A 14,983-nucleotide genomic window follows, 5' to 3' on the forward strand; every position below is an offset into this window, starting at 1 on the left:
TGCTGGAACAACTCTAATACTACTGACCTGATTATGAGATGGCACCCTGTTCAACTTACTATCCTGTCCTTGTTATTGGTGTTTTTTTCCTCTTGTGAAAAGCAGCAGCAGATCAGTGATCGGCACCCGCAGGAAATTGAACAAACTACTCAAAAGTATTTCAAGACAGGTGCTGGGAATCAAATACTTACGGGTATACCCGTAAAAATCAAAGGCAAAGTCATTGGGCTAACTCCCCAAACATTGCAACAGCACATTCCTGTAAACATTGAAACGGAGACGGTGGCGTTTGCCAATAAGCAGGTTATCGCAGGAAACCCGACGGTCATTAAAGCCTCCCCGAAGGTTCTTTCGAAAAAAGCTGACCGAAGGGATACGCTCGTGCCTGCTAAGGGCAGAAAAATAACTGCATCAATACCAGTCCCACTCCAGGTCTTGCCAGCAAAAACAGAAGACGATGCTATTAGCGATATCCGCTACTGGAGCCTTGATCAAAATCTAAGTACTGCCTCTTTCTGGACCATGGCCCAGGATCGACGCGGAGATTTATGGCTCGGGTCATTAGGAGGTGGAGCGATTCGGTTTGATGGTATCCATTTTGAGCATTTTACCACCAAAGAAGGACTAGTAAGTAACCATGTATTTGCTATCCTTGAAGACCGTAAAGGAAATATTTGGTTTGGTACCCAAGACGGAGGAGTGAGTAAATTTGATGGCACCACTTTCACAAATTTCAACACCGAAAATGGCTTACTGCATAATTTTGTCCTCTGCCTCTTGGAAGATCACCAGGGCAACATCTGGATGGGCACTCGGGGTGGCTTAAGTCGTTATGATGGCAATGGCTTTGTTCATTTCACTGCCGGGAATGGACTGCTTTACAATGAGGTCATTGCCCTTTTTGAAGACAGTAAGCAGCAACTGTGGATTGGAACCGGAGAAGGAACGGGTATCTACCGATTTCACGAGGGAACTTTCACACACTACAATATAGGAATGGGCAAAGGAGACAATGATGCCCACTCAATTATAGAGACTCGTGATGGTAATTTATGGTTCGGAACCTGGGGAGGTGGCGCCGTAAAATACGATGGTACAAATTTTTACAAATTCACTACAGATCAAGGTTTAAGCAGTAACAATGTGCTCTCCATTTTTGAGGATAAACAAGGCTCCCTCTGGTTTGGAAATATGCGGGGAGGAGTCACTGAATACAATGGACAGACCTTTGTCCACTATACCGATGATAGTGGCCTGAGTAGCAACAATGTCCGCTATATCCTACAGGATGATCAAGAAAACATCTGGGCTTGCACCTGGGACACCGGTATAAACAGGATCAGTAAATCAGGTTTCCAACAATTCATCAACAGCGATAAATTAGGAAAAACCCAAATTGACCCCATTACCGTTGATCAAAAGCAACAGCTCTGGCTAGCCACTGACTTGGGTTTCAGTCGTTTTGACGGCGATAGCTTCAAACATTATCAAAGTGCTAAGAGCATCATCCGTGAAGGCGTACTCACTATTTGCGAAGACGATCAACAAAACATCTGGCTGGGAGCCGGTGGCGGCGTCAGTAAATTTAACGGAACAGAACTAACGGACTTCACCCGAGCCTCGGGGCTTCTTGTAGGCGATGTTCGGGCTATTCATCAAGATCAGCACGGACAAATGTGGTTTGGTGGTTTTGCTAGTGGAATCGTCCAGTTTAACGGGGACCGTTTCCTACAATTTACCGAAGCGGAAGGTTTCCCAAGCAATGACCTTAATTGCATCTATGAGGACAAAGCAGGACACCTTTGGTTTGGCACTCAGGGTGGAGGTGTTAGCAGATTTGATGGTACTCATTTTATCCATTACACCACCAATGAAGGCCTCAGCAATAACTTTGTGCAAGACATTCTTGAAGACCACGAGGGGAACATCTGGTTGGGCACCAAGGATGGCTTGAATAAGTTTGATGGGCAAACATTCACTTCCTTTTACACCCAGGATGGCCTGAGCCACAATACTATTTATTCGCTTCTGCTCGACGAGGCAGACAAGCTATGGGTAAAAACACCCAGAGGAATCAGCCTGCTGGTGGAAACATCAGCAAAGGCGGTTAGTGCTGAAGCCCATGAAGAAAAGAAATTTAATTTCATTAACTACAACAAAGAAGACGGCTTGAAAGCGTCTGATCTGACTGCAAATAATTTACTCCTCTATCGTCAAAACCACCTCTTGGTAGGCACTGACAATGGACTGAAATCAATAAACCCGAACCAATACCAATCAGCGCAGTATCCTCCCCGACATTTAAAGCTTACTAACCTGGAAATCAATCAATCATTCGTAGACTATCAAGGACTTTTGGCAGGCACTACACAAATTGAAGCCCCTGCAATGAGTAAGCTTACAGCTGAATCGAGTGCTCCATTTTACAACTTACCCCAGCAATTAGTACTGCCTCATCAGTTGAACCATCTAACTTTTCATTTTTCGGCAATCGACTGGTCAGCACCCGCTAAAATTCGATACAGTTATAAACTGGAAGGAATTGACCAGCATTGGAGTCTTGCGCAGGGAATAGCCAAAGCCGACTACAGAAACCTACCCACAGGTTACTTCACCTTAAAAGTAAAGGCTGTGGGGATGTCGGGGATCTGGAGCCCTCCCATCAGTTATTCCTTTCGTATTCGTCCTCCCTGGTGGAAAATGTGGTGGGCTTATGCCATTTACCTCACCGTCTTGTGTTTACTGTCTTATCGTTTTTACCAGTTCATGTTGTCTCGTAAGTTAGCCATAGCAGAAAAAAATCGATTGCAGGAAATCAATGCATTAAAAAGCAGCATCTACACGAATGTCACCCACGAATTCCGGACGCCACTGACCGTTATCAATGGAATGGTCGAAGAATTAGAAAAAACGCAACAATCTGAAGTGATCCTCAGGACGCAGGTCATCAAAACCCACAGTAAGCGCTTGCTGGACATGGTAAACCATTTGATGCAACTCGCAAAACTGGAAATACAGAAAGAGACCTTGAACCTTGAACAAGGTGACATCATAGCCTACCTGGGTTACATTGTCGCTTCACACGAATTGATGGCCCAAACAAAGAACATTGATCTCCATTTTTCGGCTCAACCAGATAAGTTATGGATGGATTTTGATGCCCAGAAAATAACCACCATCCTTACGAATCTCATTGCTAACGCTACCAAATTCACACCAAAAAATGGAGAAATATCGGTAAATGCAGAAAAAATAGCGCAAGCTGGCAAACCGTATTTGATGATCAAAGTAGCCGACAATGGCGTAGGTATCGCAGCAAATGAATTGCCATTGATTTTCAACAAGTTCTACCAGGCTAGCTCCAAGACAAAATATACCGGTACGGGTATAGGACTAGCCTTGGTAAAAGGCTTGGTTCTTCTGATGGATGGCCATATTGATGTTCAGAGTGCCTTGAACGAAGGAACTACTTTTTCGATTGTATTGCCTGTTCAGCAAAAGACGACCTTGGCGGAAGTGCCAAACCATCCAACGAAGTTTCCTGCTGCAACAATAGAAGCGGCCGATCCCCATACAAATGGTACTGACGATGAACAGCCTTTGGTCTTGATCATAGAAGACAATGTTGACATTGTGAATTACCTGCAAAGTTGCCTTCGGGAAGAAGCATATCAAGTCCTGATCGAATACAATGGTTTGGAAGGTATGGCAACTGCTTTTGAGGCAGTACCCGATCTTATTATCACGGATATCATGATGCCAGGGATAGACGGCTACGAATTGTGCCGACGATTAAAAGAAGACGAGCGCACCAACCATATCCCTATCATCATGCTGACCGCCAGGGTAGCAATGGATGAAAAGATCGCTGGCCTGGCAGCAGGAGCCGACGCTTATATCACCAAACCTTTTGAAAAAAGAGAAGTACTCATCCGCCTGGAAAAACTCCTCCATCTCAGAAAAACCTTACAGCAAGTCTACCTCACCGAGCTTAAAGCCAGCTTTGAATTAAACCAGATCAATAAGCATTCAAAACATCCGTTTATTCAAAAAGTAGAACAGGAGATATTATCCAATCTTGCCAACGAAGACTTTTCGGTCAACGAGCTTTCTCGTGCACTGCTTTTGAGTCGCTCACAACTCAATCGTAAGATCAAGGCTGCAACGGGCATGAATACGTCTATTTTTATTCGGCATATCCGACTACTGGAAGCCAGGAAACTATTGCAATCATCCAGCTACACAGTTTCTGAGGTTGTCTACGCGGTGGGGTTCAATTCACCCGCCTACTTCTCACAAGCTTATAAGCATGAATTCGGGCATAACCCCAGTGAAGAAACAAAGTAATCAGAAGCTTTCTTCTATGTATTCTTCTGCCGATCCCGGCATGCGTCCTCAGTGATAAGGAATGCTTTCTTAGTGAAAGTCGGCAAGGTCTTGGTGCTATAACTTTGAGCTGCATTCATTTATCAACAAAATACATCAAGATGGAATTCACGAAATATGCTTCCTTATTGCTGATTACGACCCTGGGATTGATTACCTGCACCGACAATACGGTGGACCCTCCGCAACCCCAAGCGGTCATTGAAGAATTTACCTTTGCCCCCAGTGGAATTAACCGGGGGAAAATTTATCTGCCGGCCTCTTACGCAGCAAATAAAAGTATCCCTGTTATCTATCTGTTAGACCACCAAGAGGTAGCCTTCAATGTAGCAACTGATGAATTTCAGCAGGTTATCAACGGCGTAAACCAAATTGCCGATTTTGATGCTATTGTGGTCACTTTAACAGAAAAGTTACCAACCGCAAATCATAATTTTTATCCCGAATATTTTGAACTCTACAAAACATTAGCGGCGTATGTAGACAATAACTATGAGTCGAATGGATCAAAAACACTCATTGGCAGAGGCGATGCCGCAGGGATTATCCTGGTCAACATGTTCAATGAAAGTGGAGCTTCTCACGGATTTAAAAACTTCGTAGCCACAGACCCATTTATCGATTACATCTCCTATCTGAATAGTATTATTCCCAGTGATAATTTCCCAATGGATAAAAGCGACATGAAGCTCCATTATTCCTTTACCGAGAATTATGAATTGGACCGCAACAGACTTTTTATTGACCGAGTCAATAATAAAAACTATCCATGGCTAAGCTTTAGTGCTGAAGAGTATCCCAACCTTCTCTACGAAGAAGATTATCCGACCATCTATGCTGATGGACTCAAATTTATTTTTGACAACTAGACTTATCCTCAAACTGATCTATCAGGAGGGAAAGCTACGGCGGTGCAGAAAGTCACCGCCGTAGCTATTGTAAAGGCGGGGCCTTAAGCCTGCGACTGAATAAAGCAGCCCGCTAGCCCTTTTGGGGTAAAAAAAGTAAACTGATATTTCCTGGACGACTTCACTAGCTTTTTGAGCCCTGCTTATTCTTTGCCCGAAAGTTATCCGTGAGGCTATGACAATTAGGGCATAAGATTTGCAGATTTTCTAAAAGATGGTTCGTGCGACAGATAAACAAAAAAAGGCTTTCCACGAAAGTGGAAAACCTTTTTTTTGAAATTTGTACCCGGAGCGGGGGTTGAACCCGCACTTCCGTTATGGAAACAGGATTTTAAGTCCTGCGTGTCTACCAATTCCACCATCCGGGCGGCAAACTTGTATGGCTCCAGCGTTTTGGAGCGACGCAAAAGTACAAAAATCTGTATTATTCAAAAGCAATTAACAAAAATCTGTGAAAAATAATTCCATCGGTACTTCGACGAAAGTCTGTAGTTGGATGCGGGCTTGCTTCGCGCCCTTGTGGTGGAGGGTATAGAGATGGAAAGACCAATGTTCATTAATTTCCAATATAAGACTAATGACACATCGGCGCGTTGTTCAACGCTTCCCACAAATCAAAGGAGGCGGGCAGTTGGAATTGTAGTGCGCGCCAGATTAGGAATACCCCCATCAGGGTGAGAACGACAGGATAAGCTTTGCGCAAATATTTCTGGATCTTCATCCCTGACAGGTGCCCTAGCAAGGTGACAGCCAGCAACAACGGCAAGGTACCCAAGCCGAAAGCCACCATGTAAAATACGCCAGACTGCCAGCTAGCTGTCGTAAGCGCACCCGCTAAGGCCAGATACACCAGGCCACAAGGTAAAAGTCCGTTCAGCATACCCAGCGAAAAAATGGCGGGAAGCCCCGTCTTCTTGACCACGCGAGCAAATGCACTTTTTAAACGCAAATAAAAGCTTGACAATAAAGGTGTTGACCAGATCTTTAGTTCTACTTGCACGGAAAACAAACCAATCACAACCAGCAGGGCTCCCAGCAGCAAGGTCAGCCAGGATTGGAGGCCTACCAGGAATACGCCCTTGCCCAGAAAGCCCATTAAAGCTCCCAAGGTAGCATAAGTGACGATCCGGCCAGCATTGTACAACAACAGACGCCCTACCCTACTCCCTTGCTGACCAAATGGCAGCGCCATCGCCAGTGGCCCACACATGCCAACGCAGTGTAAGCTACCAAGAAGACCGAAGGTGAAGGCGGTGATTAACATGGTTTGTTGGTTGTTGGTTGATGGTTGTTGGTAACCCTTACACTTTTCCAACTTTCACAATGACTACCTTAAGTCAACAATCTTTTCAGCAAAATAGGGCGTGCCAGCAGCGTCCCAGTAGACTTTTACTTTCCAGCGGCCTACGGGTAGCTTTGCCATTTGCACATTCATCTCCCCGGCGTCATTTAATGCGATGGGCAGTTGCCAATCCATGGACTTGTCATCAGGGCGATAAAAGGCCACCTGTCCTGTGGTAGTAGCAGCTAAGTCTTTTGGAAAAGTAAGTAGAAGCTGCTTTTCATCACGCTGCCATTTCATGCCCAATGGTTCCTTCAGTTGGGCGGAGTTTGCCAAACGGTCGTACTGATTTTGGTAAGCCAAGTCCTCTTCGTAGTAATTATCAACGACCAGGCTGTGATCAACCTTGGTGGATTCGTACACCGAAAAAAACAAGACCGAGGCAAAAAGGACGTAGAAGACGAATATGCCTGTTCCCCAATTGAATTCAATTTTCATAGTTTACTTTTTTTAGAACATTTGCCGCAGAAGCACGGATTTTTTTTTAGCCACTAAAGCACGAAAACACGGAATTGCACAGAAGCTTTTTTTAGCCGCTAAAGCACGGAATTGCACAAAATATTTTTTTTGTGATTTTTAGTGCCTTAGTGTTTTTGTAGCTCCCTGGCTAAAAAACTACTTGATCGGTCCCAAGAAATTGGTCTCCGTAGATTCCAAGAGCTTATCGCCTTCCCATAGTTCTATTTTGATGGATTGTTTACGTTCTTTCACCTTGTCCTCAGGGAGTAAAATGAAAAAGGCACCTTTAACCATCTTATCAGGAGTCAGCTCAGGGGCATCACCGATGAACTGGATTTTTGCCTCTGGATGATCCGGAAAGCGAAACTCCGGTACGTACAAATTCTCCGTTTTATTAAACAACTGGTAGTTGTACAAATTACTGATCTCTCCCTCTTCGGTTTCGTAATAGAGTTTACCCGGGGTACGCAATATAACGGCTTCAACATTGGTACGCCCGGCAAAGAGGATGATATTCACGATGATCAAAACCCCCAAGGCGATAGAATACGCGATAGCGCGAGGCGTAAATATTTTACGACTTTGTTGCAGGATGCCATTATGGCTATCATAGCGAATAAGCCCTTTAGGTCGATCAATCTTGACCATGACTTCATCGCAGGCATCCATACAGGCGGTACAGTTCACACATTCGAGCTGCACCCCGTCGCGAATATCAATACCCGTAGGGCATACCTGCACACAAAGTGTACAGTCGATACAGTCTCCCAATAGCTGCAAGGGCGCTTCTTCCTCTACCCCGGTCGAGGCATCGGAAGCGGCCACGGCAGCCTGTATTCCAGCTATAGGATTGGCCTTTTTGGCCGGCGTGCGTTTCTTTTTACCGCGAGGTTCTCCTCGAACAAAATCGTAGGCAACCAGGATAGTATCATTGTCAGTAAGCACCCCTTGCAAGCGGCCATAAGGGCAAATCGTAGTACAAACCTGTTCCCTCAAGCTCGCAAAAACGAAGTAGAAGGCACCCGTGAAGGCAATCATCGCGAAAAAGCCGCCGAGGTTCTCCCCCGGTGGTGATGTGACGATAGCAAACACGCGCTCAGGACCGATCAAATAGGACAAAAAGGTGTGTGCAATCAATACGGCCACCAAGATGAATAAAGCTTGCTTGAGCGTTTTCTTCCTGATCTTTTCCGCCGTCCACGGCGCGTTGTTCAAGCGTCGTTGCGCACTGGCATCACCTTCAATCCAGTACTCAATTTTGCGGAAGACCATCTCCATAAAGATCGTCTGTGGGCATACCCAACCGCAAAAAAGCCTTCCAAATACCACCGTAAACAGTGCAATAAATACCACCAGGGTAAGCATTGCGACTACAAAAAGGTAGAAATCCTGTGGCGTGAAGTGCATCCCGAATAGATAGAAATCACGCCCCAGAATATCCAGGCGAATGAGTGGATTGCCATTGATTTTTACAAAAGGCAAGCCAAACAATACGGCCAGTAATACCCAGCTGACGTAAGTACGCGCATTGGTCCAGGGGCCTTTTGGCTTTTTGGGGTAGATCCAGATGCGTTTACCGTCACTATCAACTGTTTTGATAGAATTCCGGTATTCTTCCGTGTCGTTTATTTCGTTCGCGTTCATGACTTTTCGCCGCTCTTTACGATGGTTTCCGCTTTGTTATTATTCGTTCATCCCCAGCTGGTCGTCAGCTGTTGCATCCGTAGCTTCTTCTTTCGCTGGCTGGTACAAATCACCTTCAGGATCCTTAGGATTGGGCGGATTGGTACCTACGAGGGTCAGAATGTAGCTGGCTACACGCTGCATATCGCTTGAGCGCAACTGGCTCTTCCAGGAAATCATCCCTTTCTCCGGTACACCGTATTTGATGGTTTTGAAGACATCATTGATGCTCCCGCCGTGGATAAAGTAATTGTCCGTCATGTTGGGTCCTACCCCACCCTGTCCTTCAGGGCCATGGCAAACCGCACACTTGTTCAGGAAAATGCTGGCTCCCAAAGCCAACTCATTTTCATCTTCTAACATCACCACCGTATTCTCATCCACCTGGTCAGCTTGTTGCGCCAGGTAAGCCTTAACTTCTTCTTCCGCTTGCTCCACATCGGCAATGTACTGCTCAGATGAAGACAAGCCTTTGTCGGCAATATGGTAGTAAGAAAAATAAACAACCCCGATGATGATCGTAGCGTAGAACAAGCCCACCCACCAAGGCGGAAGAATGTTGTCCAATTCGCGAATACCATCATAATTATGGTCGAGCATAACGTCGGCTTCCTTCTCAACAGGTACGGCCTTGGTCATGTCTTTGTACCAACGCTGCCATAAGCTTTGCTTGTGTTGGATCGCCACTTTTTCAGCAACCTCAATACCGTGTTCTTGCAAAACCCTGATCCGGTTGAGTTCCATCAACTGGTTGTTCAGGTGGAAAATAGCAGCAATCGCGCCAATGACAGCAACCGCCCCAACGAGGAGAACCAGGTTTTCGTAGGTCCAGGACAACCAGTCGGTACTCGCTACTGCTGCTTGGGCTACATCTCCTTCGTTTGCGTAAGCCGACCCCAGCATGCACAGCAAGAGAAAAGTCAGGCTAAATTTTATAATATTCGTTTTCATAACAAAAACTTATGGGTGTCTTATTTAATATTTTCTTCGTCCAAAGGCAGCTCTGCCATGTGTTGTACATAGGCTTTGCTTTTGCCCCAGATCGCGATCGCACTGATGGCAAACATCAAAAAGAAGGTAATCAGTGAAAAGATGGCCATCCAATTGATGCTTTGTTCACCACTGGCAAGGATATATTTGTACATGGTATTTTGATTTTTTCATTGGTAAATTATGGCTGGCAGTTTCCTCCTGCCAGCCATCTGGAAGGTGGTTATTATTATTCTGCCTTTGCTTGCGCTGGTGGTTTAATATCCGTGCCTAAACGCTGGAGGTAGGCAATCAGGGCTACGATTTCCTTGTTGGCCAAACCTTCCATCTCAATGCCGTCTTTTTTCAAGCTGGCAGCAATACCGGCAGCTTGCGTTTTGGCATCTTCAACGGCATTTTCAATGTACTCATCCGTGTAAGGGGTACCCAAAGTCTTGAGTGTTTTGAGCTTCGCAATGGTCATCCCCAAATCCAGGTCATCTTCAATGAACCAGGGGTACGGAGGCATGATGGATCCCGGTGAAGTACTCGTAGGGTCGTACATGTGGTTGAAGTGCCAGCTATCCGGGTATTTTCCACCCAAGCGGTGTAAGTCTGGCCCCGTACGCTTACTACCCCACAAGAAGGGACGATCGTAGATAAATTCTCCAGATTTTGAGTACTCCCCATAGCGTTCGGTTTCACTACGGAACGGACGTACCATTTGTGAGTGACAGCCCAAACAACCTTCGCGGATATACATATCACGACCTTCCAGCTCCAGAGCGGTATAAGGTTTAATGCTCTCGATTTTAGGAACATTATCGTCGATGGTCACCATTGGGAAAATCTCCACCAGACCACCAATCAAGATGGCAACCGTAGCACCAATCAACAATTGAACAGGACGACGCTCAATCCAACGGTGCCAGTATTCTCCTTTATGGCCGCCCGTAAAGACTACCTCACGACCCGGAGCCTGCACTTCTTCATCACCAATAAATTGGCCCGTACGCGCAGTTTTTACCAGGTTGTACATCATAACGAATACCCCAACCAGGTAGATGGCTCCACCGATTACCCGCAACTTGTACATCGGCAAAATTTGGGTGACCGTCTCCAGAAAGTTACCATACTTCAGGATGCCTTCTGGCAAAAACTCTTTCCACATCAAACTCTGGGTCCAACCGGCCCAATACAAGGGGATAGCGTAAAACAGGATACCCAAAGTACCAATCCAGAAGTGGGCATTCGCCAGTTTGGTCGAGTACAATTTATTGCCGTAAAGGCGAGGAAACAGCCAGTACAACATCCCGAAGGTCAACATCCCGTTCCAACCAAGGGTACCAATGTGTACGTGACCAACTGTCCAGTCGGTATAGTGGCTAATCGCATTCACGCTCTTGATAGACAACAGTGGTCCTTCCAGGGTAGACATACCGTAGGCCGTAACGGCGACCACCATAAATTTCAGTACAGGGTCGGTACGAACCCGGTCCCAGGCACCGCGCAGGGTGAGCAGACCGTTGAGCATCCCCCCCCAACTAGGAGCGATCAGCATCAAAGAAAAAGCCATGCCTAAAGACTGTGCCCAATCAGGCAAAGAAGTATAAAGCAAGTGGTGAGGCCCTGCCCAGATGTAGATAAAAATCAAAGCCCAGAAGTGGATAATCGAAAGGCGGTAAGAGTATACTGGGCGGTTAGCAGCTTTAGGAATAAAGTAGTACATCAAACCCAGGTAAGGGGTCGTAAGGAAGAAAGCTACGGCGTTGTGGCCATACCACCACTGCACCAGCGCATCCTGTACACCCGCAAAAACCGGGTAGCTCTTCCACATAGAAACGGGAAGTTCCAGGTTGTTGCCAATGTGCAGTACCGTCACCGTTACCCAGGTGGCAATAAAGAACCAGATGGCAACATAAAGGTGTTGCTCACGGCGCTTGAGGATGGTACCAAACATATTGATACCAAATACCACCCAAATAGCGGCAATCGCAATATCAATAGGCCATTCCAATTCAGCATACTCGTGCGAACTGGTGATGCCCAGTGGCAGGGTGATCGCAGCAGCGAGGATAATGGCTTGCCAGCCCCAGAAGTGAATGTTGCTCAGTAAATCACTGTACATTCTGGTTTTAAGCAAACGCTGTAGGGAGTAGTAAACACCCGTAAAAATACCATTACCTACGAAAGCGAAGATAACGGCATTGGTGTGAAGGGGGCGAATCCGGCCGAAGGTGGTTTCGGCAAAACCCAGGTTAAATATCGGCCAGACCATCTGTAGTGCTGCGAGCAGTCCTACGGTCATACCGACGATCCCCCAGATCGCAGTGATGTAAGCAAATTTTCTTACAATGCGATTGTCATAGCTGAAGGTTTCCAAGTTTGACATACATGCTAAAATTATTCCAGTAAAACTGGGATTAAAGTTGATTATTCCTTTGTTGTTTCATCGTCGAAAAGCATACGCACCGAAGGCGTATAATCATCGTCGTATTGGCCGGAGCGCACTGCCCAAAAGAAAGCGGCTAAAAAACCAAGTGCTACGATAAGGCTCAGCACAATGAGAAAAAAGATGATATTCATAGAACTTCCTTTTAGGTTTACTTCAAAATTCGACTGCAAGGTAATAGCCCCTCCAACTGGCCCGGATGACAATTATCTGACATCATAGTGACATTTGTCACCTCCTTAAATGCGGCTTTATCTGGTTGAAAAAAAGGTTGGTCCCAAGGACGCCTACCACCGCAATGGTAACGGAACTCAAGGGCATGAGAATAGCTGCAATTAAAGGAGACAGTAGTCCTTGAACGGCAAAACTCAAGCCGATCACGTTATAGATGAAAGCAAGTACAAATGCCGCGTAGACCAGGTGTATGCTCTGCTGCCCGTAGTGCATGATGCTTCTCAGGTTTACAAACTGATTGCTCCCTAAAATGACATCACAGGCGGGCGTGAAATTGTTTACATCCTCGGTGACAACCAGACCTACTTCACTTTGCTGCAAGGCACCAGCATCATTAAGGCCGTCGCCAATCATCAAGACTTTTTTGCCTTGGGCCTGAAGGCTTTTTATGAACGCCAGCTTATCGTGCGGACTTTGCTGAAAATGGAGGTGATCCGCAGGAAAAAAGGCTTCCAGCTGCGCTCGTGAGGCGTCATTGTCTCCCGATAATAGGTAGAGGTCATATTTTGCAGACCAGTCCTTTAATATCTCTTCAACTCCTGAACGGTACTGGTGCTTGACCACAAAGGGCCCAATGGTCTCAGCACCAATCTTCACCCAGGTGCCAGCTTCTTGTGTTGCTAAGTCCAAAAACGAAGCCGTACCCAAAGCAACCGACACTCCGGCTATTTTCGCTTGTAAGCCACGGCCAGCTAGCTCTTTAAAATCAAGCACCTCCAGGCGCTTTACCGTTGGCCAAAAAGCTGCAATTAATCGGCTAATGGGATGGGAAGACTGGCTTGCCAGGGACTTGATAATCGCTTTATCCTTTTCGGAAATATGCTCAGGTACCAACAACTGCTCTTTGCCCGCTCCCGAAGTAAGCGTACCTGTTTTATCAAACACAATGGTGTCTACATCGTAAAGTGATTCCAGCACACTGGTATTCTTGATGTATACTTCGTTTTTCCCTAAAAGCCGCAAGGCATTGCCCAAAGAGAAAGGCACCGACAAGGCCAGCGCACAAGGACAAGCAATGATCAGTACTGCCGTGAAAGCATGTAAAGCAATGCGATGGTCTATAGGCCACCAATAGGCAATGGTCAGCAAAGCGACGACCAAGACCGTAGGTGTAAAGTACTTGCCAATTTTTTCCAAAAGCTGACTGCTGCCTGGAACGTAAGCCTTTCGAAAAGCTTCATCGTTCCAAAGTTGGGTGAGGTAACTCTGAGACACGGCCTTTGATAAACGAACGGTAATCTCCCCCCCGGTTTGACGGCCTCCCGCAAAAAGCTGGGCCCCAGGTTGATGCCTGACGGGGTCGGCTTCGCCCGTCACAAAACTATAATCCAGGCGTGCTTCGCCGGAAATCAACTCGCCATCGGCAGGCAAAAGGCCATTATTGGTGATGCGTATTTCATCTCCCACCGCAAGCTGATCCAGTGTGATACTCGACCACTCCTCACCTTGCCGGCGCATGACTGCGATGGGAAAATAACTTTGGTAATTGCGCTCAAAAGACAGCTGATGATAGGTGCGTTGCTGAAACCAGCGGCCGATCAAAAGAAAAAACACCAATCCCGCCAAGCTATCCAGATAACCGGGTCCCAGCTCGGCAACTATCTCAAAAACAGAGCGTAAAAACAATACGGCTATCCCCAGACTAATGGGCACATCAATATTGAGCTGACGCTGGCGCAAACTCTGCCAGGCTGATAGCCAGTACGATTTGGCGCTGAACAAAAGCACCGGTAGCACCAGCAAGATATTGAGGTAGCCAAACCAGCGTTGAAAAGCTAAATCTTTAAGACCAAAATATTCAGGAAAGCTCAAAAGCATGATATTCCCAAAAGCAAAACCCGCTATCCCCAACTGATAAGCAAAGGTGCGATCAATGACGGGTGCTTGCGTCGTATTCAGTTTATCCATTTGCAAGCGTGGCGCGTAGCCTATTCGGGAAAGCAACTCTACCAATTGCCTCAAGCTGATCTTTTGGGGATCGATTTGCAGATAGGCTTCCTGGGCCATGAAATTCACCTGACTCTTTAATACCCCCGCATCCAAACGGTACAAATGCTCCAGCAACCATATACAAGAGGTACAGTGAATCTGAGGCAAGTGAAAAGTGACTTTCAACTGGTGCTCGTCCTGGTAATCGCAAATCTTTGCAATAGCAGCGGGCTCATCGAGCCAGGCATAATCCTCCCGAGGGCGGGTGCGCAAAGTATTGCCTGGCGCAGCTTCCAGACGATAAAAGGTATCTAGCTGATTTTCGGAGAGCAGCTCGTAAACCGTCTTACAGCCTACGCAGCAAAATTGCTTGTCACCAAGCTGAATGAGCTCCTCTTCACAAGGCTCTCCGCAATGGTAGCAACTGTTGCTGTCCAATGTGTTGGTGCTTTGGTCTTCCACAGTATGATCAAGGAGGATGGGCATTTGTTAGTTTGTTGATGGTTGATGGTTGATGGTTGGTAGTTGATGGTTGATTGTTGGTTCTGACTTTTGGTGCGGGGTGAATACTTCCGACTTTCAGTGCTAGGTGCGGGGTGTTAGTAACATCCTACCTTCGTT

At 46.4% G+C, this 14,983-nt stretch carries 10 protein-coding genes and 1 tRNA gene; 2 read left to right on the top strand and 9 right to left on the bottom strand.

Features of this window, described 5'->3' with window-relative positions:
• Positions 1-33 precede the first annotated feature (33 nt).
• The gene (locus AB0L18_RS22390) at positions 34-4,347 is read left to right on the top strand and encodes a two-component regulator propeller domain-containing protein (protein ID WP_367389556.1); all 4,314 of its coding nucleotides are present in this window, start codon (positions 34-36) and stop codon (positions 4,345-4,347) included.
• 140 nt (positions 4,348-4,487) lie between these two features.
• Positions 4,488-5,255: a hypothetical protein gene (locus tag AB0L18_RS22395; RefSeq protein ID WP_367389557.1), complete on the top strand. Its 768-nt coding sequence runs from the start codon at positions 4,488-4,490 to the stop codon at positions 5,253-5,255.
• A gap of 322 nt (positions 5,256-5,577) precedes the next feature.
• Here the strand turns inward: AB0L18_RS22395 and AB0L18_RS22400 are convergent.
• From AB0L18_RS22400 to AB0L18_RS22440, 9 genes are all read right to left on the bottom strand, one after another.
• A tRNA-Leu gene (locus tag AB0L18_RS22400) sits at positions 5,578-5,662 on the bottom strand.
• A gap of 206 nt (positions 5,663-5,868) precedes the next feature.
• Positions 5,869-6,558, bottom strand: coding sequence for a sulfite exporter TauE/SafE family protein (locus AB0L18_RS22405; protein ID WP_367389558.1), 690 nt, complete (start codon positions 6,556-6,558; stop codon positions 5,869-5,871).
• 63 nt (positions 6,559-6,621) lie between these two features.
• Complete coding sequence (locus tag AB0L18_RS22410; protein ID WP_367389559.1) at positions 6,622-7,074, bottom strand: FixH family protein; 453 nt, start codon at positions 7,072-7,074, stop codon at positions 6,622-6,624.
• A 177-nt stretch (positions 7,075-7,251) separates the two neighbouring features.
• Complete coding sequence (gene ccoG / locus AB0L18_RS22415) at positions 7,252-8,739, bottom strand: cytochrome c oxidase accessory protein CcoG (RefSeq protein ID WP_367389560.1); 1,488 nt, start codon at positions 8,737-8,739, stop codon at positions 7,252-7,254.
• 39 nt (positions 8,740-8,778) lie between these two features.
• Positions 8,779-9,729, bottom strand: coding sequence for a cbb3-type cytochrome c oxidase N-terminal domain-containing protein (locus AB0L18_RS22420; RefSeq protein ID WP_367389561.1), 951 nt, complete (start codon positions 9,727-9,729; stop codon positions 8,779-8,781).
• 20 nt (positions 9,730-9,749) lie between these two features.
• The gene (locus AB0L18_RS22425; RefSeq protein WP_367389562.1) at positions 9,750-9,923 is read right to left on the bottom strand and encodes a CcoQ/FixQ family Cbb3-type cytochrome c oxidase assembly chaperone; all 174 of its coding nucleotides are present in this window, start codon (positions 9,921-9,923) and stop codon (positions 9,750-9,752) included.
• 74 nt (positions 9,924-9,997) lie between these two features.
• On the bottom strand, positions 9,998-12,139 hold the full coding sequence (gene ccoN, locus AB0L18_RS22430; RefSeq protein ID WP_367389563.1) for a cytochrome-c oxidase, cbb3-type subunit I: 2,142 nt from the start codon (positions 12,137-12,139) through the stop codon (positions 9,998-10,000).
• A 41-nt stretch (positions 12,140-12,180) separates the two neighbouring features.
• Complete coding sequence (gene ccoS / locus AB0L18_RS22435) at positions 12,181-12,333, bottom strand: cbb3-type cytochrome oxidase assembly protein CcoS (RefSeq protein WP_367389564.1); 153 nt, start codon at positions 12,331-12,333, stop codon at positions 12,181-12,183.
• Between the two features lie 97 nt (positions 12,334-12,430).
• Positions 12,431-14,848, bottom strand: coding sequence for a heavy metal translocating P-type ATPase (locus AB0L18_RS22440; protein WP_367389565.1), 2,418 nt, complete (start codon positions 14,846-14,848; stop codon positions 12,431-12,433).
• Positions 14,849-14,983 lie beyond the last annotated feature (135 nt).

This window comes from Lewinella sp. LCG006 (assembly GCF_040784935.1).
In the GTDB taxonomy this organism is placed as follows: Bacteria; Bacteroidota; Bacteroidia; order Chitinophagales; family Saprospiraceae; genus Lewinella.

Excerpts from the sequence above, each read along its gene's own strand:
- AB0L18_RS22410 (WP_367389559.1), bottom strand. The coding sequence starts at position 7,074 with ATGAAAATTGAATTCAATTGGGGAACAGGCATATTCGTCTTCTACGTC.
- ccoG (WP_367389560.1), bottom strand. The coding sequence starts at position 8,739 with ATGAACGCGAACGAAATAAACGACACGGAAGAATACCGGAATTCTATC.
- AB0L18_RS22425 (WP_367389562.1), bottom strand. The coding sequence starts at position 9,923 with ATGTACAAATATATCCTTGCCAGTGGTGAACAAAGCATCAATTGGATG.
- ccoN (WP_367389563.1), bottom strand. The coding sequence starts at position 12,139 with ATGTCAAACTTGGAAACCTTCAGCTATGACAATCGCATTGTAAGAAAA.
- AB0L18_RS22395 (WP_367389557.1), top strand. The coding sequence starts at position 4,488 with ATGGAATTCACGAAATATGCTTCCTTATTGCTGATTACGACCCTGGGA.
- AB0L18_RS22420 (WP_367389561.1), bottom strand. The coding sequence starts at position 9,729 with ATGAAAACGAATATTATAAAATTTAGCCTGACTTTTCTCTTGCTGTGC.
- AB0L18_RS22390 (WP_367389556.1), top strand. The coding sequence starts at position 34 with ATGAGATGGCACCCTGTTCAACTTACTATCCTGTCCTTGTTATTGGTG.
- AB0L18_RS22440 (WP_367389565.1), bottom strand. The coding sequence starts at position 14,848 with ATGCCCATCCTCCTTGATCATACTGTGGAAGACCAAAGCACCAACACA.
- ccoS (WP_367389564.1), bottom strand. The coding sequence starts at position 12,333 with ATGAATATCATCTTTTTTCTCATTGTGCTGAGCCTTATCGTAGCACTT.
- AB0L18_RS22405 (WP_367389558.1), bottom strand. The coding sequence starts at position 6,558 with ATGTTAATCACCGCCTTCACCTTCGGTCTTCTTGGTAGCTTACACTGC.